The 24,625-nt window shown below is 72.7% G+C and carries 20 protein-coding genes; 13 read left to right on the top strand and 7 right to left on the bottom strand.

Annotation, left to right across the window (positions count from 1 at the left end; all coding sequences use genetic code 11):
• Window position 1: 1 nt before the first annotated feature.
• From AB0B39_RS09240 to AB0B39_RS09230, 3 genes are all read left to right on the top strand, one after another.
• Window positions 2–739: an IclR family transcriptional regulator gene (locus AB0B39_RS09240; RefSeq protein WP_357497320.1), complete on the top strand. Its 738-nt coding sequence runs from the start codon at window positions 2–4 to the stop codon at window positions 737–739.
• On the top strand, window positions 736–1,344 hold the full coding sequence (locus tag AB0B39_RS09235; protein WP_357573961.1) for a bifunctional 4-hydroxy-2-oxoglutarate aldolase/2-dehydro-3-deoxy-phosphogluconate aldolase: 609 nt from the start codon (window positions 736–738) through the stop codon (window positions 1,342–1,344). The genes AB0B39_RS09240 and AB0B39_RS09235 overlap by 4 nt, the downstream gene beginning before the upstream one ends.
• Before the next feature lie 236 nt (window positions 1,345–1,580).
• Window positions 1,581–5,291: a S8 family serine peptidase gene (locus AB0B39_RS09230; protein ID WP_357497316.1), complete on the top strand. Its 3,711-nt coding sequence runs from the start codon at window positions 1,581–1,583 to the stop codon at window positions 5,289–5,291.
• Between the two features lie 101 nt (window positions 5,292–5,392).
• Here AB0B39_RS09230 and AB0B39_RS09225 read toward each other — a convergent pair whose 3' ends face one another.
• Genes AB0B39_RS09225 through AB0B39_RS09205 form a run of 5 tightly spaced genes read right to left on the bottom strand, consistent with a single transcriptional unit; the run spans window position 5,393 to window position 10,996 of the window.
• Entirely contained in the window at window positions 5,393–5,950 is a 558-nt protein-coding gene (locus tag AB0B39_RS09225) for a GNAT family N-acetyltransferase (RefSeq protein ID WP_357497314.1), read from the bottom strand.
• Window positions 5,940–7,994: a penicillin acylase family protein gene (locus AB0B39_RS09220; RefSeq protein WP_357573960.1), complete on the bottom strand. Its 2,055-nt coding sequence runs from the start codon at window positions 7,992–7,994 to the stop codon at window positions 5,940–5,942. Before AB0B39_RS09220 ends, AB0B39_RS09225 begins: the two co-directional genes overlap by 11 nt.
• The gene (locus AB0B39_RS09215; RefSeq protein WP_357497310.1) at window positions 7,991–8,794 is read right to left on the bottom strand and encodes an ABC transporter ATP-binding protein; all 804 of its coding nucleotides are present in this window, start codon (window positions 8,792–8,794) and stop codon (window positions 7,991–7,993) included. The genes AB0B39_RS09220 and AB0B39_RS09215 overlap by 4 nt, the downstream gene beginning before the upstream one ends.
• A 26-nt stretch (window positions 8,795–8,820) precedes the next feature.
• Window positions 8,821–9,849, bottom strand: coding sequence for an iron chelate uptake ABC transporter family permease subunit (locus tag AB0B39_RS09210; RefSeq protein WP_234582549.1), 1,029 nt, complete (start codon window positions 9,847–9,849; stop codon window positions 8,821–8,823).
• A gap of 43 nt (window positions 9,850–9,892) precedes the next feature.
• A complete protein-coding gene (locus AB0B39_RS09205) occupies window positions 9,893–10,996 on the bottom strand; it encodes an iron chelate uptake ABC transporter family permease subunit (protein WP_357573959.1) in 1,104 nt (367 codons plus the stop codon).
• 73 nt (window positions 10,997–11,069) lie between these two features.
• On the opposite strand from AB0B39_RS09205, the gene AB0B39_RS09200 reads away from it, so the two are divergent.
• The 6 genes from AB0B39_RS09200 (at window position 11,070) to AB0B39_RS09175 (ending at window position 18,401) form a co-directional block, all read left to right on the top strand.
• A complete protein-coding gene (locus AB0B39_RS09200) occupies window positions 11,070–12,104 on the top strand; it encodes an ABC transporter substrate-binding protein (protein WP_357573958.1) in 1,035 nt (344 codons plus the stop codon).
• Between the two features lie 4 nt (window positions 12,105–12,108).
• Window positions 12,109–12,966, top strand: coding sequence for a siderophore-interacting protein (locus AB0B39_RS09195; RefSeq protein WP_357573957.1), 858 nt, complete (start codon window positions 12,109–12,111; stop codon window positions 12,964–12,966).
• A 134-nt stretch (window positions 12,967–13,100) separates the two neighbouring features.
• Window positions 13,101–14,639, top strand: a complete 1,539-nt coding sequence (locus tag AB0B39_RS09190) for an aspartate aminotransferase family protein (RefSeq protein ID WP_357574373.1) — start codon at window positions 13,101–13,103, stop codon at window positions 14,637–14,639.
• Window positions 14,640–14,665: 26 nt separating this feature from the next.
• Window positions 14,666–15,943 carry a SidA/IucD/PvdA family monooxygenase gene (locus AB0B39_RS09185; protein ID WP_357573956.1) on the top strand — a complete coding sequence of 426 codons (1,278 nt, stop codon included), beginning with the start codon at window positions 14,666–14,668 and terminating at the stop codon, window positions 15,941–15,943.
• Window positions 15,940–16,560, top strand: coding sequence for a GNAT family N-acetyltransferase (locus AB0B39_RS09180; protein ID WP_357573955.1), 621 nt, complete (start codon window positions 15,940–15,942; stop codon window positions 16,558–16,560). Before AB0B39_RS09185 ends, AB0B39_RS09180 begins: the two co-directional genes overlap by 4 nt.
• Window positions 16,561–16,661: 101 nt before the next feature.
• Window positions 16,662–18,401 (top strand): IucA/IucC family siderophore biosynthesis protein, encoded by a 1,740-nt coding sequence (locus tag AB0B39_RS09175; RefSeq protein WP_357574372.1) that lies wholly within the window; start codon window positions 16,662–16,664, stop codon window positions 18,399–18,401.
• A gap of 81 nt (window positions 18,402–18,482) precedes the next feature.
• Here the strand turns inward: AB0B39_RS09175 and AB0B39_RS09170 are convergent, their stop codons facing one another.
• Entirely contained in the window at window positions 18,483–19,532 is a 1,050-nt protein-coding gene (locus AB0B39_RS09170; protein ID WP_357573954.1) for a S66 peptidase family protein, read from the bottom strand.
• Window positions 19,533–19,856: 324 nt separating this feature from the next.
• On the opposite strand from AB0B39_RS09170, the gene AB0B39_RS09165 reads away from it, so the two are divergent.
• The 3 genes from AB0B39_RS09165 to AB0B39_RS09155 all read left to right on the top strand — a co-directional run bounded on the left by AB0B39_RS09165 (window position 19,857) and on the right by AB0B39_RS09155 (window position 23,406).
• Window positions 19,857–22,190 (top strand): beta-L-arabinofuranosidase domain-containing protein, encoded by a 2,334-nt coding sequence (locus AB0B39_RS09165; RefSeq protein WP_357573953.1) that lies wholly within the window; start codon window positions 19,857–19,859, stop codon window positions 22,188–22,190.
• A gap of 152 nt (window positions 22,191–22,342) precedes the next feature.
• Window positions 22,343–23,077, top strand: a complete 735-nt coding sequence (locus AB0B39_RS09160) for a hypothetical protein (protein ID WP_357497292.1) — start codon at window positions 22,343–22,345, stop codon at window positions 23,075–23,077.
• Entirely contained in the window at window positions 23,074–23,406 is a 333-nt protein-coding gene (locus AB0B39_RS09155) for a transcriptional regulator (RefSeq protein ID WP_234582541.1), read from the top strand. Before AB0B39_RS09160 ends, AB0B39_RS09155 begins: the two co-directional genes overlap by 4 nt.
• Window positions 23,407–23,436: 30 nt before the next feature.
• On the opposite strand, the gene AB0B39_RS09150 is transcribed toward AB0B39_RS09155, so the two are convergent.
• A complete protein-coding gene (locus tag AB0B39_RS09150; RefSeq protein ID WP_357573952.1) occupies window positions 23,437–23,901 on the bottom strand; it encodes a MarR family transcriptional regulator in 465 nt (154 codons plus the stop codon).
• A gap of 135 nt (window positions 23,902–24,036) precedes the next feature.
• Between AB0B39_RS09150 and AB0B39_RS09145 the strand changes: the two genes are divergently transcribed.
• A complete protein-coding gene (locus tag AB0B39_RS09145; protein WP_234582539.1) occupies window positions 24,037–24,597 on the top strand; it encodes an NAD(P)H-dependent oxidoreductase in 561 nt (186 codons plus the stop codon).
• Window positions 24,598–24,625 lie beyond the last annotated feature (28 nt).

Here is a 24,625-nt window from a genome sequence, read left to right as displayed (position 1 = left end):
GGTGTCCGAGGGCGTCGACCGGGCGATGCGCGTGCTCGAACTGCTGGCGCGCGAGCCCGCGCAGCTCGGTGGTGTGGCCGCCGACCTGGGCGTGCACAAGTCCACCGCGCTGCGACTGTTGCAGACCCTCGAGTCGGGCGGCTTCGCCCGCCGCACCGACGGCGGCTGGACTGTGGGCCTGCGACTGATCGACCTCGCGCAGCAGGCACTGGACTCCCTGGACGTACGCGCGGTGGCGCGTCCCCACCTGGCGGCGCTCGGCCGGGACTGCGGGCACACCATCCACCTGGCACAGCTGGTCGACGACGACCTCGTCTACGTGGACAAGATCGAGGCCCGTGGTCAGGTGCGGATGTACTCCCGGATCGGCCGCACCGCGCCCCTGCACGCCAGCGGGGTCGGCAAGGTGGTCCTCGCCTATCGCCCGCAGCTGACCCGGCTGGTCGAGGGCGCCGCGCTGCGGGTGTACACCCCGGCCACCATCTGCGACCCGGCCGCCCTGCGCGCGGAGCTGGCGGCCGTCGCCGAGCAGGGCTGGGCCGCCGACGACGGCGAGTTCGAGCCACTGATCACCTGTGTGGCCGCGCCGGTGCGCCAGGCCGACGGATCGGTCAGCGCGGCGGTGTCGGTGACCGCCCCGACGGTGGTGGCCACCCTCGCCGACCTGCGCCGCCTGCTACCCCGACTGCTGGCCACCACCCAGCAGATCTCCCGTGACCTCGGATGGAGTGGACCATGACCACAGCGGACTTCGCGCACATCTTCGGCGGTGCCCGGGTGATGGCGATCCTGCGCGGCCTGCCGGTCGCCGAGACCGTCCGGCTCGCCGAGCGCGCCTGGGACCTCGGCATCCTCGTGGTGGAGGTGCCGGTGGCCACCCCGGACGCGGTGCCCGCCCTGTGCGCCGCCGTCGAGGCGGGCGCGGCGCGGGGCCGGATCGTCGGCGCCGGCACCGTGCTCGACGCCGAGCAGGTCGCGGCGGCGGCCGACGCGGGCGCAGGCTTCACCGTCGCGCCCGGTCTGGACCTCACGGTCGCCGACGCCGCCGCCGCCCGGGGCCTGCCGCACCTGCCCGGCGTGGCCACCCCCACCGAGGCGCAGCAGGCGCTGCGGCACGGCCTGACCTGGCTCAAGGCGTTCCCCGCGATCTCCCTCGGGCCGGCCTGGTTCCGGGCCATGGCCGGCCCCCTGCCGCAGCTGCGCTTCGTCGCCACGGGCGGCCTGGACGCGGGCAACGCCGCCGCGTTCCTCGACGCGGGCGTACGCGTGGCAGCCGTCGGATCAGCCCTGGCAGACCCGACCCAGCTGGACCAACTGGCCAAACTGACCACCCACCACCCCTGACCCCCACCCCTCTCCCCGCGCCGATCTTGCACTTTCTGTCCCCACGAAAGCCGTGAATCGGGATAGATCGACGACAGTAAGTGCAAGATCGGCGGGGGAAGGCGCGGAGGGAGGGGCGCGGAGGGGGTGGCGGGGTTGCGTCATGGCGTCAACGCGCCTGGGGGCGGCGGGGTACGGGGGGTGGGCGTTGCCGTGATGCTGTGCTGCGTACCGCTCCTCGACACAAAGAGGTCATCGTGGCTCTGTCTTCCAGGCGCCGCCGATCCGGGCTGATCGCCCTCGGTGCCGCCCTCACACTGGCCGCCGGGTTCACCCCACCCGGCACGGGGGCGTCGGCCGCCCCGCCGAACAACCCGGCCCGCCCCGTCGGCCAGCCGCCGGCAGCGCCGGGCCGGGCGTCCACCGTCACCCTGATCACCGGCGACATCGTCACCGTCACGACCGCGGCCGACGGCAGCACCGTCTCGACCGTCCGCCGGCCGGACGGCAGCACGCCGACCTTCCACCGTACGGTGCTCGACGGCGACACCTACGTCTACCCGGACGCCGCGCTGCCGTACGTCACCGGCGGTCTGCTGGACCGCAAACTGTTCAACGTCACCGACCTCATCGCCGACGGGTACGACGACGCGCACTCGGACGCGTTGCCGCTGATCGTGACGCTCACCGACGCCGCGGCCCGCGCCCGCACCCGGCCCACCGTGGACGGTGCCGAGCTGGTCCGGCCGCTGGACAGTGTGCGGGGCGCCGCGCTGACCCGCCCGCGTGGCACCGCCGAGAAGTTCTGGGGCGCGCTCACCACCGGCACGGCCCGCCGCGCCGGTGCCGCCCCGACGCTCGCGGGCGGCATCGCCAAGGTCTGGCTGGACGGCCGGGTGCACGCCGACCTCGCCGAGTCCACCGCGCAGATCGGTGCGCCGGCCGTCTGGGCCGGGGGCAACACCGCCGCCGGTGTCGACGTCGCGGTGCTCGACTCCGGCGCGGACGCCGAGCACCCGGACCTGGCCGGGCAGATCACCGCGTCGAGCAGCTTCGTGCCCGAGGAGCCCGACATCCTCGACTACAAGGGACACGGGACGCACGTCGCGTCGACGATCGCCGGGACCGGCGCCGCGTCCGGTGGTGTCGAGCGGGGCGTCGCTCCCGGCGCCCGGCTGCACGTCGGCAAGGTGCTCAACAGCGAGGGCAGCGGGCAGGACTCGTGGATCATCGCCGGCATGGAGTGGGCCGCCCGCGAGCAGAAGGCCCGGGTCGTCAGCATGAGCCTGGGCGGTGAGGCCACCGACGGCAGCGACCCGATGAGCCAGGCGGTCGACCGCCTCAGCGCCGAGACCGGCGCGCTCTTCGTGATCGCCGCCGGCAACAGCGGCCCGGCGAGCATCGGCAGCCCGGGCGCGGCGAACTCCGCGCTCACCGTGGGCGCCGTCGACTCCACCGACCACCTCGCCGACTTCTCCAGCCAGGGTCCGCGCGCCGGTGACGGTGGGCTCAAGCCCGAGATCACCGCGCCCGGCGTGGACATCCTGGCCGCCCGCTCCCACCAGGTACGCGGGTCCGGGGACTACACGCTGATGAGCGGCACGTCGATGGCGACGCCGCACGTGGCGGGCACGGCCGCGCTGGTCGCCGCCGCGCACCCCGACTGGACCGGTCAGCGCATCAAGGAGGCGCTGGTCAGCACCGTCAAGGCCACCCCGGACTACACCCCGTACCAGGCCGGCGCGGGCCGGGTGGACGCGGTCGCCGCCGTGCACGCCACCGTCTTCGCCACGCCGAGCGCCTACTCCGGCTTCCAGGCGTGGCCGCAGCAGCCCGGCGGGACTGTCGACCGGACGGTCACCTACACCAACACCGCCAGCACGCCGATCACGCTGACGTTGTCCGTCGACGCGCCGACCGCGCCGGCCGGCCTCTTCGCCCTGTCGGCCGACACGGTCACCGTGCCCGCCGCCGGCACCGCGACGGTGACGCTCACCGCGGCGTACGACCGGCTGCCGGTCGAGAAGCAGGTCAGTGGCGCGATCATCGCCACCGACGGTGCCGGTACGGTGCGCGGTCGCACCCTGATCGGGGCGGGCAAGGAGGGCCAGCGGCAGAACCTGACGCTTGTCGCGAAGGACCGGGACGGCAAGCCGCTCGCCGGCAAGGTCATCCTCACCACCGACGGCCTGTTCACCGCCGTTGACCTGCCCGAGAGCGGCACCGCGACGCTGCGGCTGCCGGTGGCGAACTGGTCCGGTTGGCTCACCACCGACGTGCGCGGTGTGCACGGGCCGCGCTCCAAGGGCATGGCGATGCTCGGCTTCACCGACGTCAACCTGAACACCGACCGCACCGTCACCCTGGACGCGCGGGCCGCCCGCCAGGTGCGCGCCGAGGTGCCGCAGGAGGCCACCGCCACCGCGCTGCGGATGGACATCCACCGGTCCACCGCGAACGGCCTCACCGAGAGCCAGGTGCTGCCCGACGACTCGTACGACAGCATGTGGGCGCTGCCGACGGGCCGCGCCGTCACCGACGGCGAGTTCGAGTTCGGCGCCCGGTGGCGGCTGGAACAGCCGGCGCTGACCGTGGCGGCCGGCGGCCGGTCGTACGACGATCTGCTGGTCAAGCGGGCGACCCCCGCACTGCCGGCGGGTCGCCGCCAGATGGACGCGGTGTACGTCGCCGACGCGTCGGCGGCCGGGCTGGCGAAGCACCCCGTCCGGGACCGGGCGGTGGTTGTCCGGCGCAGCGACACCGTGGACATCGCCGCCCGGGCGCAGGCCGCCGCGGCGGCCGGGGCGACGCTGCTGCTGGTGGTCAACGACGGCGTCGGCCGGCTCCAACCGTGGGACGAGGCGGCGTGGAGCCCGGAGAGCCCGGCCCCGGTGACCGTGGCGACGCTCGGCGCCGACGAGGGCGACCAGCTCATCGCGGCGCTGGGGCGCGGCCCGGTGCGGCTGACCGTCGACTCGCACCCGGAGACGACCTACCTGTACGACGTGGCGCACCACTGGAGCGGCGCGGCGCCGGCCGACCCCACCTACCGGCCGACGAAGCGGCAACTGGCCCGGGTCGACGTGGAGTTCCGCAACTACCGGCAGGGCAAGGCGCTGGAGTTCCGCACCGACGTCTGGCGGGGTTGGGCGTCGAGCAACCAGGAGCCCGCTCCGGCGCAGGGCCGGCGGACCGACTGGGTGAGCGCCGACCAGCGGTGGGTCGACGACGCGTTCATCGCCGGTGAGACCGGCCAGCACCTGATGGCGGTGGCCACCTACCCGGCGGACCGGTCGAGTCGGGTCGAGTGGTTCGGGCCGATCCAGCGGCCCCGGATGGGCGGGGGTTACGTGCCGGTCCGGTACCTGGACACCGTCTACCTGCCCGCGCCCGGCTGGGGCGACGGTGGTGGGCACATCGGTGAGGCGTACGCCAACTTCGACATGGTCAACCGGACCACCCTCTACCAGGGCGACAAGGAGCTGAACTGGGGTAACGCCGAGTACCTGCAGGTGGGCGGTCTGCCCGCGCAGCGGCTGCCGTACCGGTTGGTGGTGGAGAACGACAGGGCGGCGTGGACCAACCCGTACTCCCGGCAGACCCGCACCGAGTGGGGCTTTCGCTCGGCGGCCACCGGCGCGGAGTCCTCGGAGGTGCTGCCGATGATCCAGCTGGACTACCAGGTGGCCATCGACCGCGACGGTACGGCGTCGCGGCGGGTGCCGCTCACCGTGGTCGCCTCCCACCTGCCCGGGGTGTCGGGCACGGTGGGTCCGGTGACCGTCGAGGTGTCCTACGACGACGGCAGGACCTGGCAGAAGCCGCGGCTCACCCGCCACGGCGACGGTTGGCGTACCACCCTGGACGCCCCGGCGAAGGCCCGCTTCGTGAGCCTGCGGACCAGCGCGCGGGACACGGCCGGCAACACCGTGAGCCAGAGCATCACCCGGGCGTTCGGTCTGCGGTGAGGGCGGCTGGCCGCCGGTCGGGGTGCCGCACGCATCCCGGTCGGCGGCCGGCGTCGTCGCGGGCTCAGTCGGCGGTGTGGCTCAGTCGGCGGCGGTGTGGCTCAGCCGGTGCCCTCCGGGCGGTCGAGGAAGTGCAGCCGCGCCTGCTTCTCGGGCAGGTCGATCACCGGGCCGGCCCGGAACCCGCTGCGCAGGAGCCGCCGCAGCATCCGGTCGTTGCGGACGTCCGGTTCCATCACGACCCGCAGTCGGGTCGGGTCGGTGAAGACGAACTCCAGGATCGCGCCGAACAACGCGCCGGTGAAACCCCGCTCGACGCTTCCCGGGGGCCCGACGAGCAGGTGGACGCCGATGTCTCCGGGGCGCACCTCGTAGCACCCGCCGACCGGATCGGCTCCCGGCTCGTACGTCTGCACCAGCGCCGCCGGCACGCCGTCGCGGTGCGCCAGGTACGCGTGATGCGTGGTGAGCGAATCCAGGTACGCGTAGATCTCCCGCACCCGCTCGCGGCTGGCCTCGCGCATTCCCCAGAACCGGGCCCGCTCGGTCGTGACCCAGCCGTGCAGCAGGTCGGCGTCCTCGTCCGGGCGCACCGGGCGGATGGTGACCACCCCGAACCCGGGGACGTCGCGCCGGTGGTGCTGACCGTCAGTGCTCATCGGTCTCCTCGGTGAGGCGGTCCCAGTCCGTGGTGACCGGCAGCAGTTCGCCGGCCAGCCACGCGGGCTGCTGGTCGTCGTGGTGCGGATCGCCGGGCACGCCGCTGGCGCCCAGCGGGACCACCCAGCGGCTGTCCTGGCGGCGGGCCAGGTCCCAGACGAACCGCGCGGCCGGCCCCCGGAAGCACGCGTGGGTGACCCCGGGCACGCTGGAGGTGGCCAGCACGCAGTCGTGGTCGCCGTCGAGGCGGGGACCGGGTGTCGCGTCCGGGTCGGGCAGCGCCCGCCAGGCCGCCAGCCGGTGCAGGTCACCCCAGGGCACCGGGCCGGCCGCCGCGGCGGCGACCTCCTCGGCCGCCGCGCGTACCTCCGCCGCCGGGTCCACGCCGGGCAGCGACCTGCCGGCGAGCAGGTGCTCCAGCGCGTAGCCGACCCGCGGCGTCAGCGCCAACCAGGGCGCGAACACCTCGGGGTACGCGGGCGGCTCGGCCAGCGTGGCCAGGGCCGGGTGGGCGGCGATCCGCCGGACGACAGCGGCCCGCAGGAGGGCGAACTCCGCCGCGTCGGTGCTGTCGGCGCTCATCCGGCGGTCCCAGCGCAGCAGCCGGTCGCGCAGCGCGGCGGCGGCGGGGCCGAGCCCTCCCAGCCCGTCGAGCACCGCGAGCAGCGGTCCGGCCGACCCGAGGTGCGTGTCGGTGTGCACGGCGGGCATCTGCGCGGCCGTCCAGTCCCGGCCCGCGTCGAGCAGCTCGGTGATCCGGCGCGCGCGGTGCCCGGCGGCGAACTCGACGCCGAGCGGCGCCGCCAGCCCCCGCTCGTTGGCCATCACCGCCCGGCCGGTCACCTCGGCGCGGGGCATCGGCGCGTGCCAGCCGCGCCAGGCGTACGCGGCCTCCCAGGCCGGGACCACACGGCGGCAGTTGTCCGGGTGCCGCAGCGGCACCACCCCGGCGACCCGGTGCAGCAGCCCGCCGGCGGTGTCCGCCGCCTGCACCACGTTGACCGGCTCCACCCAGTGCCGCAGGGCGTTGTCCACATCGGACACGGTGCGGGCACGCAGGAGCTCCGGTAGCGCTGCGAACCCCAGCTCGCCGCGCACCCGGGGCGGGTAGCGCAGGCTCGCCGCCGTCTCGTCGTCCGGCCCGCCGGCGATCACCGGCCCCCGGTCGGTCTCCACCACCTCCACCTGGACCGGTTCCGCGCCGGCCACCTCGATCGTCTCGACGTGGACGTGCGCCTCGCGCCAGCCGTCCGGGCCGAGCGCCTGCACCCCGGTGTCGTGCCGGCGCAGCCGCTCGGCGTAGACGTCCTGGTAGTCGGCCATTGCGTTCGTGATCGCCCACGCCACCGCCTGGGTGTGGCCGAAGTGCGCGATGCCCGGGACGCCGGGCACGGCCAGGCCGACCACGTCGTACTCCGGGCAGGCCAGCCGGATCTGCTGGTAGACGCCCGGGTCCTCCAGAATCCGGTGTGGGTCGCCGGCGAGCAGCGCGGCGCCGGTAGCGGTGCGGGAACCGGCGAGCAGCCAGCCGTTGCTGCCGGCGACGGCCGGCCCGTCGGTGGCGAACACCTCGACCGCCGCCGGGCCGAGGCAACGTGCGACGTGCTCGCGCCAGAGCTTGCCGGGGAACCCCGCGAACAGGATGTGGTGCCCCAGCCACACCGCGAGCGGCGTCCACGGGTCCCACCGGCCCGGGGTCAGGCCGGTGGCGGCGAACTCCGGCGCGCGGGCCGCCCCGGCGGCGAGGCCGGCGTTCACCCCGTCCACGTACGCGCCCACCCATTCGGCGGTCGCCGCGTCCAGGTTGGCGTGGCAGCGGCGGGCGGTGTCGTCGAGCCGGACCTGGCGGGCGAACCGGTCCCAGGCGAGCGCGTCGACGCCGAGGAAGGCCGCGCTGGTGCCCGCCGACCGGTGCCGCTCCACCTCGATCTGCCACGCCCGGTCGTACGCGGTCACCCGACCCTGTGCCGTCGCGAGGGCGAGCGGGTCGTCGGCGCGTACGTGCGGCACGCCCCACCTGTCGCGAAAGAGCCGCGTGCTCATGCCGGCTCGGTCGCGCGTCGACGGGCTGCGGGGACGACAAGCGGGGTGCCCGTCTCCGGGTCGTCGATGACCCGGCAGGGCAGCCCGAACACGTCGGCCACCAGATCGGCGGTGACCACCTCGCGGGGATCGCCGGCGGCCACCACCCGCCCGTCACGCATCGCGATGAGGTGGGTGGCGTACCGGGCGGCGTGGTTGAGGTCGTGCAGCACCGCGACCAGCGTACGGCCCTGCTCCTCGTGCAGCCGGGCGCACAGGTCCAGGATCTCGATCTGGTGGGCGATGTCGAGGTACGTGGTCGGCTCGTCGAGCAGCAGCAGTGGTGTCTGCTGGGCCAGTGCCATGGCGATCCAGACGCGCTGGCGCTGGCCGCCGGACAGCTCGTCCACCGGCCGGTCGGCGAGGTCGGCGACCCCGGTGGCGGCCATCGACTCGTCGACGATCCGTTCGTCCTCGCGCGACCACTGCCGCAGCAGACCCTGGTGGGGGTAGCGGCCCCGGGCGACCAGTTCGGCGACGCCGATCCCGTCCGGCGCGATCGACGACTGCGGCAGCAGGCCGAGGGTGCGGGCGACAGTGCGGGCGGGCTGGTCGTGGATGTCCCGACCGTCCAGCAGCACCGCGCCGGCGCTCGGGCGCAGCATCCGCGACAGCGCGCGCAGCAGCGTCGACTTGCCGCACGCGTTCGGTCCGATGATCACCGTGAACGACCGGTCGGGCACCGCCACGGTCAGATCCTCGGAGATGGTGCGCCGGTCGTAGGCGAGGGTCAGCGCGGTGCCGCCGAGGCGGGATGTCATGGGGGCTCCTTCGACGAAAGGGGTGTTCACAGCCGACCCGCCCGGCGTTCGACAGCCAACAGCCAGACCAGGTAGCCGCCGCCGAGCACTCCGGTCACCACGCCGACCGGCAGTTGGTGCCCGGTGAACGCGCGTTGGGCCAGCAGGTCGGCGCCGACCAGCAGGGCCGAGCCGACCGCCATCGAGGGCAGCAGGTTCGGGCCGGGCGCCCGGGTCAGCCGCTTGGCCACGTGCGGCGCGACGAGCGCCACGAACGACACCGGGCCGGCGGCCGCCGCCGCGAACGAGACCAGCAGCACTGCCGCGGCGAGCAGCACCAGGCGCAGCCGGCGGACCGGCACGCCGAGCGCGTTGGCCGTGTCGTCGCCCAGCTCCATCATCCGCAGCGCCGGGGCGCAGGCGACGAGCAGCAGCGGCGCCAGCACTGCGGTGACGGCGAGCAGCGGCCCGGCGTTGGCCCAGCCCCGCCCGTCCAGGCTGCCGGTGAGCCAGAGCACCGCGCGGGCGGCGTCCATCAGCGGGGCCCGGGTCAGCAGGTAGCCGTTGACGCCGGTGAGGATCGCTGCGACGCCGATGCCGACCAGGACGAGCCGGTAGCCGTGCACGCCGCGTCGCCAGGCGAGCGCGTAGATCAGCAGGCCGGTGGCGAGCCCGCCGACGACCGCGGCGCCGGCCAGGGCCAGGCTGCCGCCGCCCAGGACGACCACCACCAGCGCGCCGGTCGACGCGCCCTGGGTGAAGCCGAGGATGTCCGGGCTGCCCAGCGGGTTGCGGACCAGCGACTGGAACACCGTGCCGCCCAGCGCCAGCGCGGCGCCCACCAGCAGGGCGGTGACCAGCCGGGGCAGGCGCAGCTCGGTCACGATGAACTGCTCCGCCGCGCTGCCGCCGCCGGTCAGGGTGCGCAGCACGTCGGTCGGGCCCATCGGGTAGTCGCCGCTGCCCATCGCGACCAGACCGAGGCCGGCGGCGAGCACCGCCGCGCCGACGCCGACGGCCAGGGCGCGGGGGCGGAACCGGACCGACAACCCACCGGGGGTACGGATCACGGTCACGTCACCGCTCCACTTCGCCGCGCGGGACTGCTGGTGCGCGCGCTCACGGGTGCGCCACCCGTCCCCGGGTGACCAGCCACAGAAAGAGCGGGCCGCCCAGCACTGCGGTGACCATGCCGACCTGGAGTTCGCCGGGGCGGCCGAGCACCCGGCCCAGCACGTCAGCGCCGAGCAGCAGCACCGGCGCGAGCACCGCGCAGTACGGCAGCAGCCAGCGCAGGTCGGGCCCGGTCAGCGCGCGTACCAGGTGGGGCACCAGCAGGCCGACGAAGACGATCGGGCCGCAGGCCGCGGTCGCCGCGCCGCAGAGCAGGGTGACCGCGACGATCACTGCGGCCCGGATCAGGGCCGGTCGGGCGCCCAGGGCCCGGGCCGCGTCGTCGCCGAGCGCGAGGGCGTTCAGCGGACGGGCCGCGCCGAGCGCGACGAGCAGGCCGACCAGGATGAACGGCGCCACCCGGGTCACGGTCGCGGAGTCCGCGCTGGCCAGCGAACCGACCGTCCAGAACCGCAGCCGGTCCAGCGAGGCGGTGTCCAGCAGCATGACCGCGCTCACGAACGAGTACAGGGTGGCGTTGAGCGCCGCGCCGGCCAGCGCGAGGCGGGCCGGGGTGGCGCCGCGCCCGCCGCCCACGGCGTAGACCAGCGCGGTGACCACTGCGGCGCCGAGCAGCGCGAACCAGACGTACCCGCCGATGGCGGTGACGCCCAGGAAGGCGGCGGTGGCCACGGCGGCCGACGCGCCCGCGTTGATACCGAGCAGCCCGGGGTCGGCGAGGGGGTTGCGGGTGAGTGCCTGCATCACGGCGCCGGCCGCTCCGAGCGCCGTGCCGGCGAGCAGCCCGAGCAGGGTGCGGGGCAGGCGCATCCGGTGCACCACCGCGTACTCGGCGGCGTCGCGGTGCAGCAACCCGGACCAGACGTCGGCGAGCGGCAACGACTTCGCGCCGACCGCGATGCTGAGCACCAGGATCACGCCGAGCAGCGCGACGGCGCCGAGCAGGCCGGCGGCGCGGGCCGCCCGGTGTCGCTTGGGGTGAGGAGCCGTCGACCGGTCCGGCACGGAGGGTGCCGGTGCGGTGACGGTGGGTGTGGCGTCCAGTGTGGGCTCCGGGGGTGTGGCGACACGGCGAACCGCTGTTGACAACAAGCGAGGTTAGGCTAACCTAACCCCGCTGTCCCGGTCGACCCCGACCTTCCCTTGATCGAAAGACGACACCATGCCCGATGCACTCTCCGCCCGTCGCCTCTCTCGTCGTGGCCTGCTGGCCGCCGGCGGTGCCGCCACGCTGGCCGCGCTGCTCGCCGGCTGCGGCAAGGATGACGCCGCCAAGCCCGCTGGCAACAGCAACGCTGGCGGCCCCTGGTCGTTCACCGACGACCGCAACAAGAAGATCGAGGCGGCGGCCCGCCCGACGCGCGTGGTGGCCTTCACGGGAGTGGCGGCAGCACTGGTCGACTTCGGTCTCGACAAGCAGCTTGTCGGGGTGTTCGGGGAGACCAAGCGGGCCGACGGCACCGCCGACCCGCAGGCCGGCGACCTGAACATCGAGGGTGTCGAGATCCTCGGCAACGTGTGGGGTGAGTTCAGCCTGGAGAAGTACGCGGCCCTGCGCCCCGACCTGCTCGTCACCCACATGTACGACCCGGACGCCCTCTGGTACGTGCCGGACGAGAGCAAGGACAAGATCCTGCCGCTCGCGCCCAGCGTGGCGGTCACCACCGCCCGGGTGCCGATGACCAAGCCCATCGAGCGGTACGCCGCCCTGGCGCAGTCGCTCGGCGCCGACCTCTCGGCCAAGAAGGTCACCGACGCGAAGACCCGCTTCGACGCCGCCGCCGACGCCGTCCGCCAGGCCGTCAAGGCCAACCCGGGCATCAAGGTGATGGCCTGCTCCGGCAGCCCCGACCTGTTCTACGTCTCCAACCCCAAGATCAGCACCGACCTCATGTACTTCGCCGAGCTGGGCGTCGACATCGTGGTCCCCACCAAGCTCGAGGCCGGCGACTACTTCGAGGCGCTCAGTTGGGAGAACGCCGGCAAGTTCCCCGCCGACCTGATCCTGCTGGACAACCGCAGCACCGCCCTGCAACCCAAGGACCTCACCGCCAAGCCGACCTGGCAGCAGCTGGCCGCCGTACGGGCCAACCAGGTGACCCCGTGGGACGCGGTGCCCCGCTTCTCGTACGCCGGCGCCGCGCCGCTGCTGGAGAACCTCGCCACCGCCATCCGGAACGCGAAGAAGGTCAGCTGACGCCATGAGTACCAGCACCGTCGAACCCGTCGCCCTGCAGTACCGCTTCTTCGCCGCGCACGTCGTGCGGGCCCGACAGGTCGGCGCCTCGCTGATCCGGGTCACCTTCGGCGGCGCGGAGCTGACCGGCTTCGCCGGCGGCGGCCGGGACCAGAGCGTCTCGCTGTTCCTGCCGCAACCCGGGCAGGACGCCCCGGTCGTCCCGGTCGAGCGGGGCGAGGACTGGTTCGGCGCGTGGCGGGCCCTCCCGCCGGAGGTCCGGGCGGTCATGCGCTCGTACACCATCCGGGAGCACCGCCCGGCGGCCGGCGAGGTGGACATCGACTTCGTCGGCCACGGCGGCACCGGTCCCGCCTCCCGGTGGGCCAGCCTGGCGGGGTTCGGTGACCGGGTGCTGCTGCTCGGCCCGGCGGTGTACGACAACCGCAGCGTCTGCTTCCGCCCGCCGGACGACACCGACCTCGTGGTGCTGGCGGCCGACGAGACGGCGTTGCCGGCCACCGCCGGGATCCTGGCCTGGCTGCCCGCCGGCACCCGGGTGCGTGCCTGGATCGAGGTCCCGGACGCCGCGGACATCACCGACCTGCCCACCGAGGCCGCCGCGGAGATCCGCTGGATCGTGCGCGGCAGCACCGCACCCGGCAGTGACCTGCTGGTCAGCGCGCTGCGCGCCGCGCGGCTGCCCGCCGGCACCCCGTACGCCTGGATCGCCGGCGAGTCCGGCGCGGTGCGGGCGCTGCGCCGGCACCTGGTCGGCGAGCGCGGCTTCGACCGTCGACGGGTGACCTTCGCCGGCTACTGGCGGCGCGGGCGGTCCGAGGAGGACCTGCGCGCCGAGGCGCTGGCCGGCGCCACCGCCTGAGTAGCGACTCACCACACACGCAGCACGGCCCCCGGCGCGGACGCGCCGGGGGAGGGTTCCGGCTGCCCATCGTCGAGAACGTGGAGGACATCTTCGTGACCGTGCCGACGTACCCCGTCGAGACCGACCCGCCCGTGCCGGCCGGGGCGCAAGCCGCCGCACCACCGGTGCCGACCGGCGCGCTGCCCGCGGCCCGGGCGCAGCTGCTGCACGACGGCTCGGTCGAGCAGTACCGGCGGGCGATCGCCGACGGCGTCGACCGCGTCGCCCGCCGGGTCGCCACCGTGGACCGGCCCGTCACCGGCATCGCTCCGGCCGAGCTGGCCTCCCTCGTGAGCACCGTCGACCTGGACCGGCCCCTTGGCGACGCCGGCGCGGCCCTGGACGAGCTGGAGGACGTCTACCTGCGCGACGCCGTCTGGTTCCACCACCCGCGCTACCTGGCCCACCTCAACTGCCCGGTGGTCATCCCGGCGCTGCTCGGCGAGGCGGTGCTGAGCGCGGTGAACTCCTCCCTGGACACCTGGGACCAGAGCGCCGGCGCCACGCTCATCGAACGTCGACTGATCGACTGGACCGCCGCCCGGGTCGGCCTCGGCCCGGACGCCGACGGCGTGTTCACCAGCGGGGGCAGCCAGTCCAACCTCCAGGCGCTGCTGCTGGCCCGGGAGGAGGCGTGCGCCGGCGCGACCACCCCGGCGGCCCGCACGGAGCTGCTGCCCCGACTGCGTGTGCTCACGTCCGCCGCCGGGCACTTCAGCGTGCAGAAGTCGGCCAAGCTCCTCGGCCTCGCCCCGGACGCGGTGATCGCGGTGCCCACCGACGCGCAGCGGCGGATCCAGCCCGCCGCCGTCCACGACGAGATCGCCCGGTGCCGGCAGGCCGGGCTGGTGGTGATGGCCGTCGTCGGCACCGCAGGAACCACCGACTTCGGCTCCATCGACCCCCTGGCCGAGCTGGCCGGGATCTGTTCGGCGGCCGGCGTCTGGCTGCACGTCGACGCCGCGTACGGCTGCGGGTTGCTCGTCTCGTCGACGCGCCGGCACCTGCTCGACGGCATCGAGCGGGCCGACTCGGTGACCGTCGACTACCACAAGTCGTTCTTCCAGCCCGTCAGCTCCAGCGCCCTGCTGGTCCGCGACCGGCGGGCGCTGCGGCACGCCACGTACCACGCCGACTACCTCAACCCGGCGCGGATGGTGCAGCAGCAGATCCCCAACCAGGTCGACAAGAGCCTGCAGACCACCCGGCGGTTCGACGCGCTCAAGCTCTGGCTGACCCTGCGGGTGATGGGCCCGGACGCGCTCGGCGCGCTCTTCGACGAGGTGGTCGACACCGCGGCCGTGGCGTGGCAGCTCGTCAGCGAGGACCCGCGTTTCGAGGTGGAGACCCCCTCGCAGTTGAGCACCGTGGTCTTCCGCTACCTGCCCACCGGCCCGGGCCGCGAGCTGGCCGACGCCGCCAACCTGTACGCCCGGGAGGCGCTGGCCGCCTCCGGCCTCGCCGTGGTCGCCGGCACCCGGGTTGACGGCCGGCACTTCCTCAAGTTCACGCTGCTCAACCCGGCCACGACAGTCGACGACGTCGGCCAGGTGCTCGAACTGATCGCCGGCCACGCCACCCGGTACGTGCGCGACACCCTCGCCGCCGACCTGACCTGCCCCGTCGGCTGACCCCTAACCCGCGCCTGGAGAAGAAGATGTCCACCCACGACTTCGTCGCCATCGGGCTCGGCCCGTACAACCTGGGCCTGGCCTGCCTCACCGCGCCGATCGACGAGCTGGACGGGGTGTTCCTGGAGGCCCGTCCGAGCCTCGCCTGGCACCCGGGCATGCTGCTGGAGTCGGCCCGGTTGCAGACCCCGTTCATCGCCGACCTGGTCAGCCTCGCCGACCCGACCTCGCCGTACTCGTTCCTCAACTACCTCAAGGGGATCGGCCGGCTCTACCCGTTCTACATCCGGGAGAGCTTCTACCCGCTGCGCAGCGAGTACGACGCGTACTGCCGGTGGGCGGCGGCGAAGCTGCCGAACCTGCGCTTCGGTCAGACGGTGACCACAGTGGAGTACGACAGCGCCGACGAGCGGTACGTGGTGCGGGCCACCACTGGCGGGTCCGAGACCGTCACCTACCGCGCCCGGCACCTGGTGCTCGGCACCGGCACTCCGCCGCACCTGCCGGCCGCCGTGGCCGGGCTGAGCGGGTACGCCGTGCACAACTCGCGCTACCTGGAGCACCGGGACGCGCTGCGTACCAAGCGCAGCATCACCGTGGTGGGCAGCGGGCAGAGCGCCGCCGAGATCTACCACGACCTGCTCGGCGACCTCGACCGGTACGGCTACCAGCTGAACTGGGTCACCCGCTCGCCCCGGTTCTTCCCGCTCGAATACACCAAGCTGACGCTGGAGATGACCTCACCGGACTACGTGGACTACTTCCACGCGCTGCCCGAGGCGACCCGCTACCGGCTGGAGGCCGAGCAGAAGGGTCTGTTCAAGGGGATCAACGCCGACCTGATCAACGACATCTTCGACCTGCTCTACGCGCACAGCGTCGACGGGCCGGCGCGCACCCGGCTGCTGACCAACACCGAGCTGGTCGACGCCGCCCACCGCGACGGGGAGTTCACGCTCGGGTTGCGGCACGTGGAGCAGGAGCGGGACTTCACCCTGCGCACCGAGGGGCTCGTGCTGGCCACCGGCTACCACTACCGGGTGCCGAAGTTCCTGGCCCCGGTGCGCGAGCGGATCCGCTGGGACGCGCACGGCCGCTTCGACGTGGCCCGCAACTACAGCATCGACCACAGCGGGCGGGGCATCTTCCTGCAGAACGCGGGCACCCACACGCACAGCATCACCTCACCGGATCTGGGCATGGGCGCGTACCGCAACTCCTGGATCATCCGCGAGCTGCTCGGCCGGGAGCACTACCCGATCGAGAAGAGCATCACCTTCCAGGAGTTCGGGGTGATCTCGTGAGCGTGGTCTTCACCCGCGTCGACGACCGGCTCGGCGCGTTCGCCCTGCGTACCCTCGATCCGGAGGCCGACGCCCCGCTGCTGCACGGCTGGGTGACCCACCCGAAGGCGGCGTTCTGGCTGATGCAGGACGCCGACGAGGCGCAGGTGATCGAGGAGTACCGGCGCATCGCCGCGCACCCGCACCACGACGCGTACCTCGGCCTGTGGCGGGGGAGCCCGGCCTTTCTGGCCGAGCGCTACGACCCGGCCCACGTCGAACTGGTCGGCCTGTACGACCACCAGCCCGGCGACGTGGGCATGCACTTCCTGTGCGCACCCGCCGGCGCTCCCGTGCACGGTTTCACCCGCGCCGTGATCCGCACTGTCATGGCGTGGCTCTTCGCCGACCCGGCGACCCGGCGGGTGGTGGTCGAGCCGGACGTCCGCAACACCGCAGTGCACGCCCTCAACGCCGCCGTCGGCTTCGAGGTGGTCGGCCCGATTGCCAAGCCGGAGAAGGACGCGCTGCTCAGCGTCTGCACCCGCGCCCGGTTCGAGGCCGCCGCCGGCCACGCCGGGCTCAACGCCGCCGCCGATCCTGCTGCCGCCACCCGAGAAGAAGGAGCCCCGGCGTGACCACCACCGCCGTCCCCACCCCGCCGACCGTCGCCGGCCACGCCGCCCCCGGCGACCCGGTCGCGCACCTCACCCCGCAGCGTTGGGCGCGGGCCAACCGGATGCTGGTCCGCAAGGCGCTCGCCGAGTTCGCCCACGAACGGCTGCTCACCCCGGAGCCGGTGCCGGGCCCCGACGACAGGCAGTGGTACGAGGTCCGCAGCGACGACGGCGCCGTCACGTACCGGTTCGTCGCCCGGGTGCTCGCCCTGGCCCACTGGCAGGTCGACGCCGACAGCATCACCCGGCACCGGGACGGCGCCGCGCTGGCGCCGGACGCCGTGGACCTGATCGTCGAGCTGCGCGGCACCCTCGGCCTGTCCGCGCGGGTGCTCCCGGTCTATCTGGAGGAGATCACCTCCACCCTCGCCGGTACGGCGTACAAGCTGGCCCGGTCTCTGCCGAGCGCCGCCCAGCTGGCCGGGGCGGACTTCCAGACCATCGAGACGTCGATGACCGAGGGGCATCCCTGCTTCGTGGCCAACAACGGCCGGCTCGGCTTCGGCGTGGACGAGTACCACAGGTACGCCCCCGAGGCCGCCACCCCGGTGCGCCTGGAGTGGCTGGCCGCGCACCGGGACCACTCGACGTTCAGCAGCGCCGCCGACCTGGACTACGACGCGCTCATCGCCGGCGAATTGGACGCCGGGACCCGGGAGCGGTTCGCCGCCACGATGGCCGACCTCGGCCTGGACCTCGCCGACTACCACCTCATCCCGGCGCACCCGTGGCAGTGGTGGAACAAGCTGGCCGTGACGTTCGCGGGGGAGTTGGCCCAGCGTCGGCTGGTGCACCTCGGTCCCGGGCCGGACTCGTACCTGGCGCAGCAGTCCATCCGCACCTTCTTCAACGTCACCGAGCCGCGCCGGCACTACGTCAAGACGGCGCTGTCGGTGCTGAACATGGGCTTCATGCGCGGGCTGTCGGCCGCGTACATGGCCGCCACCCCCGCCATCAACGACTGGCTGGCCGACCTGATCGCCGGCGACGAGGTGTTGACCGGGTCGGGCCTGACCGTCATCCGGGAGCGGGCCGCGGTCGGCTACCGGCACCGACAGTACGAGGCGGCCACCGAGCGCACCTCCCCGTACCGCAAGATGCTTGCCGCGTTGTGGCGCGAGAGCCCGGTGCCCGGCCTGGCCCCGGGGCAGCGGCTGTCCACGATGGCCGCGCTGCTGCACGTCGACGACGACGGCGGCTCGTTGGCGGCGGCGCTGATCGACAGGTCCGGCCTGGCGCCGGAGGTGTGGCTGCGCCGCTACCTGGACGCCTACCTGACCCCGCTGCTGCACAGCTTCTACGCCCACGACCTGGCCTTCATGCCGCACGGCGAGAACGTCATCCTGGTCCTCGACGAGCACGACACCGTCCAACGGGTGATCTTCAAGGACATCGCCGAGGAGATCGCGGTGCTCAGCGCCGACGTCGAGCTTCCGCCGGAGGTGGAGCGGATCCGGGTCGACGTGCCCGACGACACCAAGCTGCTGACCATCTTCACCGACGTGGTGGACTGCTTCCTGCGGCACCTCGGCGCGGTGCTGGTCGAGGCCGGCGTGCTCACCGAGGACGCCTTCTGGGGCACTGTCGCGGCCTGCGCCGCCGACTACTTCGAGCGGGTGCCGCACCTGGCCGAACGGGTCCGCCACTACGACCTGTTCGCCCCCGAGTTCGCGCTGTCCTGCCTCAACCGCCTCCAGTTGCGCGACAACCAACAGATGATCGACCTGACGGACCCGTCGGCCGCCCTCCAGTTCGTCGGCACCCTCACGAATCCGCTGGCCGCCCACGCCCCGGGCCGCTGACGCGCTGCCCACGCCCCGAACCGCTGACGCGCCGTCCGCGTCCCGGCCGGCTCTGCGGGTCCGTCCGCCGGTCGGGACGCGTCATCGGTAGTCGGCGATGATCCGGCGCTCCACACCGTCCACGGTGATCGGGCCGCCGTGGGGGAGGATCCACTGCGGCCTGGTGTGGCCGAACGGGACGCCGACGCAGACGACCGCGTCCGGGTTGTAGCGGCTCACCACGTCGACGACCGTGTCGCGCTGCTCCTCGCGTAGGCGCGTCCGCTGTTCGGCGGCGGGCCGGCGGGTGTGGTCGGAGACCGGGGGACGGGCGACCAGGACCGCGTCGACGGCGCCGAGGAGACCGCGTTCACCCATCGCGCGGACGATCCAACCGACCTCGCGGGCGGGAAGGAGTTCCTCCGACGTCTCGATGATCAGCACACCGCCGCGCAGGACCTCCGGAGGAAACGGGAAGCGTCCCGCCGTGAGGGTCCACTGCAGGACCTCCAGGCACCCACCCCAGGCGGGGCCGGTGGCCGTGCGGCGCGGCCCGTACCAGCTCCACGGCTCCGTCGGTTCGCGCTCGCCGAACGACTGCAACGCCCGTGGGTCGGCCCAGTCGATTCCGATGTCCTCGGACTCACCCGGATCGGTGATCTCCAACCGCTCGCCGGTGAGGAGCGCGGCCCGCAGCGACCGGGCGTGGATGTCGTCCACGGCGGGACCGGCGCCGAGGTGCACCTGGGAGGACCCGCCGTAGAAGCTCGCGATGCCGAGCCCCCAGAGCCACTGGTGCAGGTTGGTGTTGTCGCTGGTGCCCAGGAACGGCTTCGGGTCGGCGCGGGCGAGATCGGCGTCCAGGTGGGGGATGACAGTGATCTGGTCCTCGCCGCCGATGACGGCGAGAATGGCGCGTACCCGGGGATCGGCGAATGCGGCGTTGATGTCCGCCGCGCGTGCCTGCGCGCTCGCGCCGACCGTGCGGGTGGTCGGGTACTCGACCGGGACGAGGCCGGTCAGGTCGGCGAGCCGTCGCATGGCCTGCTCGTGGATCTCGGGATAGGCGCCGGCAGCGGCGAAGGACGGCGACAGGACCGCGATGCGGTCACCCGGTCGTGCCTTCGGGGGACTCACAAGATCATGCTTCATCCCGAGATTCCACCAGCGACGCCCTCGGCGCGCATCCCGTTTTGGGTGCGCCGACCCGGGGACACCGGCCTCGCCGTCTTCGCTGGGTGTTATCGATAACACGAGGTGGCACGCCCTACCGTATCCCCTTCACGGCACCCGCCCTCCCGGCTTCGTACAGAGGTGTACGGCGTACGACTACAGTCATCATCTTGAATTCGTGGGTCGGTGGGCCGTAACATGCCGGACACGGATGTGAACGCTAACGTTCGGACCCCTGCATCCCACCGAGCCCGTCCCGCCCGGTTGTCGCCCCGTCGCCGGTAGCGCTCATCTGGAGGTCCCATGTCGTCCCTGCCCCTCAGCCGACGCCGCGTGCTGCAGGCCGCCGGCGCCACCGCCGTGCTCTCCGCCACCGGAGCCACGACGCTCGGCGCGGGCCCCGCCGCCGCTGCCGAGGTCCCGCCAGCGCGGTCGGACATCGGCGTCGGCGCCTACCCCTTCGAGCTCGGTCAGGTGCGACTGACCGCCGGCCGCTGGCTCGACAACCAGACCCGCACCCTGAACTACCTGCGCTTCGTCGACGTCGACCGGATGCTCTACAACTTCCGCGCCAACCACCGGCTCTCCACCAACGGCGCCGCCACCAACGGTGGCTGGGATGCGCCGAACTTCCCGTTCCGGACCCACATGCAGGGGCACTTCCTGACCGCGTGGGCGCAGGCCTACGCGGTGCTGGGCGACACCACCTGCCGGGACAAGGCGAACTACATGGTCGCCGAGATGGCCAAGTGCCAGGCGAACAACGGCGCGGCCGGGTTCGGTTCGGGATACCTCTCCGGCTTCCCGGAGTCCGACTTCACCGCGCTCGAAGCGCGCACGCTGTCCAACGGCAACGTGCCCTACTACTGCATCCACAAGACGCTCGCCGGCCTGCTCGACGTCTGGCGCTACACCGGCAACACGCAGGCCCGTACGGTGCTGCTGGCCCTCGCCGGCTGGGTCGACACCCGCACGTCCCGGCTCAGCTCCAGCCAGATGCAGTCGATGCTCGGCACCGAGTTCGGCGGCATGAACGAGGTGCTCACCGACATCTACCAGCAGACCGGTGACAGCCGGTGGCTCACCACCGCCCAGCGGTTCGACCACGCCGCCGTGTTCAACCCCCTGGCCTCCAACTCCGACCAGCTCAACGGACTGCACGCCAACACGCAGGTGCCCAAGTGGGTGGGCGCGGCCCGCGAGTTCAAGGCCACCGGGACGACCCGCTACCGGGACATCGCCAGCAACGCGTGGAACATCACCGTCCGGGCGCACTCCTATGTCATCGGCGGCAACAGCCAGGCCGAGCACTTCCGGGCGCCCAACGCGATCGCCGGATACCTCAGCAACGACACCTGCGAGCAGTGCAACACCTACAACATGCTCAAGCTGACGCGGGAGCTGTGGCTGCTCGACCCGAACCGGACCGACTACTTCGACTACTACGAGCGCGCGACGATCAACCACCTGATCGGCGCGCAGAACCCGGCCGACAGCCACGGTCACATCACCTACTTCACCCCGCTCAAGCCGGGCGGCCGGCGGGGTGTGGGCCCGGCGTGGGGTGGCGGCACCTGGAGCACCGACTACAACTCGTTCTGGTGCTGCCAGGGCACCGGCGTGGAGATCAACACGAAGTTGATGGACTCCATCTACTTCTACAGCGGCACGACGCTCACCGTGAACCTGTTCGTGCCCTCGGAGCTGGACTGGTCGCAGCGAGGGATCACGGTCACGCAGAGCACCACGTACCCGGTGAGCGACACCACCACGCTCACCCTCGGCGGCACGATGAGCGGCTCGTGGAGCGTCCGCGTCCGCATTCCGGCGTGGACCAGCGGCGCGACGATCAGCGTCAACGGTGTGGCGCAGTCCGTCACCACGACGCCCGGCAGCTACGCCACCGTCACGCGTACCTGGGCCGCCGGTGACACCATCACGGTGCGTCTGCCGATGCGTGTCGTCGTGCAGCCGACCAACGACAACCCCAGCATCGCCGCCGTCACCTACGGCCCGAGCGTGCTCAGTGGCAACTACGGCAACACCACGCTGAGCGCGCCGCCGGCACTCAACGTCTCGTCCATCGCGCGGACCAGCACCAGCTCGTTGGCGTTCACCGCCACCGCGAACGGGTCCACCGTCAACCTCGGGCCGTTCCAGGACGCCCACGGCTTCAACTACACCGTCTACTGGAACACCAGTGGCAGCAGTGGTGGGGGCAGCCACCGGCTGGTCAACGTCGGCAGCGGGATGGTGCTCGGCATCCAGAACATGTCCACCGCGGACGGTGGGCTGGCTCTGCAGTGGGACGACAGCGGCACCGCCGACCACAACTGGGTGGTGGTGACCGACGGCAACGCCGTCCGGTTCCGCAACGTCAACAGCGGCAAGGTCCTCGGCGTGGAGAACATGTCCACCGCCGACAACGCCCGCGTCCTGCAGTGGGCCGACAACGGCACCGCCGACCACCGGTGGACCCTGGTGGACAACGGCGACGGCACCTACAAGATCCGCAACGTCAACAGCGGCAAGCTGCTCGGCATCCTCAACGGGTCCACCGCGCGTGGCGCGCAGGCCGTCCAGGACTCCGACAACGGCAGCGCGGACAACCGCTGGCGGCTGGTGGCCAACGCCTAGACCGTCACGTCGGCGGCTCGGCCTGTCCGGGGCGTGTGTCGAAATCCTGAACCGGGGACTTCGACACACGCCCTCGGTGCTGTCTGGGCACGGTTCGGGAGATGTTTGCGCACTCTCTTGCGCGGATAGGTCTGTAATGCAAAGCTAACTTCATGACACACGAATCCGCTCCGCAGGCAGACGGCCCTCGCGAGCTGTTGGCGGCCGTGCGCGACCTGACCCGCCAGGTCCATGTCGCCCAGCGCGGCACCTGGTTTCCGCTGCTGGTTCTCGCGGCGGTCACCCTGGTCGCGATACCCGTCTACCGGTACGCCCCCTACCTCGACCTGTTCGGCACCTGCCGGTCCCGTCAAGGGCAGACGGTCTGCATGGAGCCCAGTCCGACGCAGCTCGGATACTGGACCGTCGCGCTGGTGCTCGCGTACGTGGCGATCGCCGGCTTCTACGTCAAGCAGTCCCGACGACGTGGCGTGGGCACCCCGATCCGCCCCTACGTCGTCGTCGGCGTCGCGTTGGCCGCTCTGATGGCCGCCGTGTCGATCTGGCTGACGTACCACCCGCTCGTCCCCGTCCCCGCCGACCCCTTCTCCGTCGACCCGGTCGAGATCGAGGTCGGGCCGACGGCGTGGCTCGTCAACGGGCTGGCCAGTCCCATCGCGGTCATCGCGCTGGCGCTGCTGGTGCTCGCGTGGGTCGAACGCAACCGGGCACTGCTGGCGTACACCCTCGTCTACCTGGCGATCGTGCTGGTGCAGGGCAGCCAGGTCATCCACTCGACCTCGCGGTGGTTCTTCCTGCCGCACCTGCTCGTCCCGGCGGCGCTGCTGCTGCTCGGCAGTGCCGCGTTCGCCCTGTTCAAGCCGAGCACCGAGGTTCCGGCGCGATGACCGACCATCCCACCAACGGTCTCGACGACGTGGTCCACCAGCGCGTCCGGCTGGGCATCCTGGCCATCGCGCACCAGGCTCGCCAGGTCGAGTTCGGCTTCCTGCGCACCACCCTGCAGTTGACCGCAGGCAACCTCGGGCAGCACCTGACCGTCCTGGAGAAGGCCGAGCTGATCCAGATCGAGAAGGGCTACGAGGGCAAGCGCCCGCGCACCTGGGTGACGCTCACCGCTGCCGGTCGGGCGGCCCTGCGCGTCGAGATCGCCCACCTCAAGCAACTCATTCAGGAGGTCGAGCAGGGGGAGGCGGCGCCGGCCGCCGACCGGTGACCGGCGGGCTGAATCACCTCGACGAACCAGCTAGTCGACTGCTCCCGCGCGCCCGAACGCGCGGGCCAGCTGGGCCAGGTCGAGGCCCTCGAAGTGGCGCAGGAACCGCCGGCGTACGGCGGCGAGGTGGCTGGGCCAGGACTCCTGGAGCCGGGCGAAGCCCGCGTCGGTGAGCACCGCGTTCCAGCCGCGCGCATCCTCCTCGCACCGCTCCCGCCTGACCAGGCCCTGCGTCTCCAGCCGGATGATCGTCCGGGTCATGCCGCTCAGGGAGAGGTAGCAGGCCGCCGCCAGCTCATGCATGCGCATCCGCCGGTCCGGCGCCTCGGAGAGGTTCATCAGGGCGGTGTACTCGGTGAGCGGCAGCTGCCGGTCGCTGACCATGTCGGCGTCGATCGTGCGGGGCATCACGTACATCACCCGGCCCAGGGCGCGGACGAGCGCCTCCTCGTCGGAGTCGAGGGGCCGCAGCGGCTCTGCGGTGGGGTCGGTCATGGTCCCAGCGTAGTTGCTTGATTGAGCAATTGCTTACCCAGCGTGTGATCACGCCCATAGGTCCGTCATTTGCTTGACCAAGCAAGGACCGGCTAGCGTTCCGGCGCCAGGTTCGGACCACTGAAAGGCGCAGCCATGACCAGGATCGGGATCATCCTCGGAAGCACCCGCCCGGGGCGCAACGGCGAAGCCGTCGCCCGTTGGGTCCACGAGATCGCCCAGCAGCGCACCGACGCGCAGTTCGAGCTGATCGACCTGCTCGACTACAAGCTGCCGCACCTCGACGAGGCGTACCCGCCCGCGATGGGTCAGTACAGCCAGCCGCACACGCTGCGCTGGGCCGAGACCATCGCGTCGTTCGACGGATTCGTGATGGTGACGCCCGAATACAACCACTCGACCTCGGGTGCGCTGAAGAACGCCATCGACTTCCTCTACGCGGAGTGGAACAACAAGGCGGTCGGCTTCGTCAGCTACGGCTCGGTCGGCGGCGCCCGGGCCGTCGAGCACCTGCGCCTGATCGCCGGTGAGCTGCAGATGGCCGACGTGCGCTCGCAGGTCGCGCTGTCCCTCTTCACCGACTTCGAGAACTTCAGCGTCTTCAAGCCCAACGACCACCAGCGGGACGCGCTCAACGTGACCCTCGACCAGGTCGTGGCCTGGAGCGCCGCGCTCGCGCCGCTGCGCCAGGGCTGACCCGCTGCGCGTACGCCCCTGAAACGGC

Source organism: Micromonospora sp. NPDC049114 (assembly GCF_040648635.1).
Classification (GTDB): domain Bacteria; phylum Actinomycetota; class Actinomycetes; order Mycobacteriales; family Micromonosporaceae; genus Micromonospora.
This window is presented reverse-complemented; position numbering and strand designations above follow the sequence as displayed.

Bases quoted from the DNA above. Each gene is read 5' to 3' on its own strand.
- AB0B39_RS09235 (WP_357573961.1), top strand. From the start codon at position 736: ATGACCACAGCGGACTTCGCGCACATCTTCGGCGGTGCCCGGGTGATG.
- AB0B39_RS09225 (WP_357497314.1), bottom strand. From the start codon at position 5,950: ATGAGCACTGACGGTCAGCACCACCGGCGCGACGTCCCCGGGTTCGGG.
- AB0B39_RS09220 (WP_357573960.1), bottom strand. From the start codon at position 7,994: ATGAGCACGCGGCTCTTTCGCGACAGGTGGGGCGTGCCGCACGTACGC.
- AB0B39_RS09215 (WP_357497310.1), bottom strand. From the start codon at position 8,794: ATGACATCCCGCCTCGGCGGCACCGCGCTGACCCTCGCCTACGACCGG.
- AB0B39_RS09200 (WP_357573958.1), top strand. From the start codon at position 11,070: ATGCCCGATGCACTCTCCGCCCGTCGCCTCTCTCGTCGTGGCCTGCTG.
- AB0B39_RS09195 (WP_357573957.1), top strand. From the start codon at position 12,109: ATGAGTACCAGCACCGTCGAACCCGTCGCCCTGCAGTACCGCTTCTTC.
- AB0B39_RS09185 (WP_357573956.1), top strand. From the start codon at position 14,666: ATGTCCACCCACGACTTCGTCGCCATCGGGCTCGGCCCGTACAACCTG.
- AB0B39_RS09175 (WP_357574372.1), top strand. From the start codon at position 16,662: ATGCTGGTCCGCAAGGCGCTCGCCGAGTTCGCCCACGAACGGCTGCTC.
- AB0B39_RS09170 (WP_357573954.1), bottom strand. From the start codon at position 19,532: ATGAAGCATGATCTTGTGAGTCCCCCGAAGGCACGACCGGGTGACCGC.
- AB0B39_RS09165 (WP_357573953.1), top strand. From the start codon at position 19,857: ATGTCGTCCCTGCCCCTCAGCCGACGCCGCGTGCTGCAGGCCGCCGGC.
- AB0B39_RS09160 (WP_357497292.1), top strand. From the start codon at position 22,343: ATGACACACGAATCCGCTCCGCAGGCAGACGGCCCTCGCGAGCTGTTG.
- AB0B39_RS09155 (WP_234582541.1), top strand. From the start codon at position 23,074: ATGACCGACCATCCCACCAACGGTCTCGACGACGTGGTCCACCAGCGC.
- AB0B39_RS09150 (WP_357573952.1), bottom strand. From the start codon at position 23,901: ATGACCGACCCCACCGCAGAGCCGCTGCGGCCCCTCGACTCCGACGAG.
- AB0B39_RS09145 (WP_234582539.1), top strand. From the start codon at position 24,037: ATGACCAGGATCGGGATCATCCTCGGAAGCACCCGCCCGGGGCGCAAC.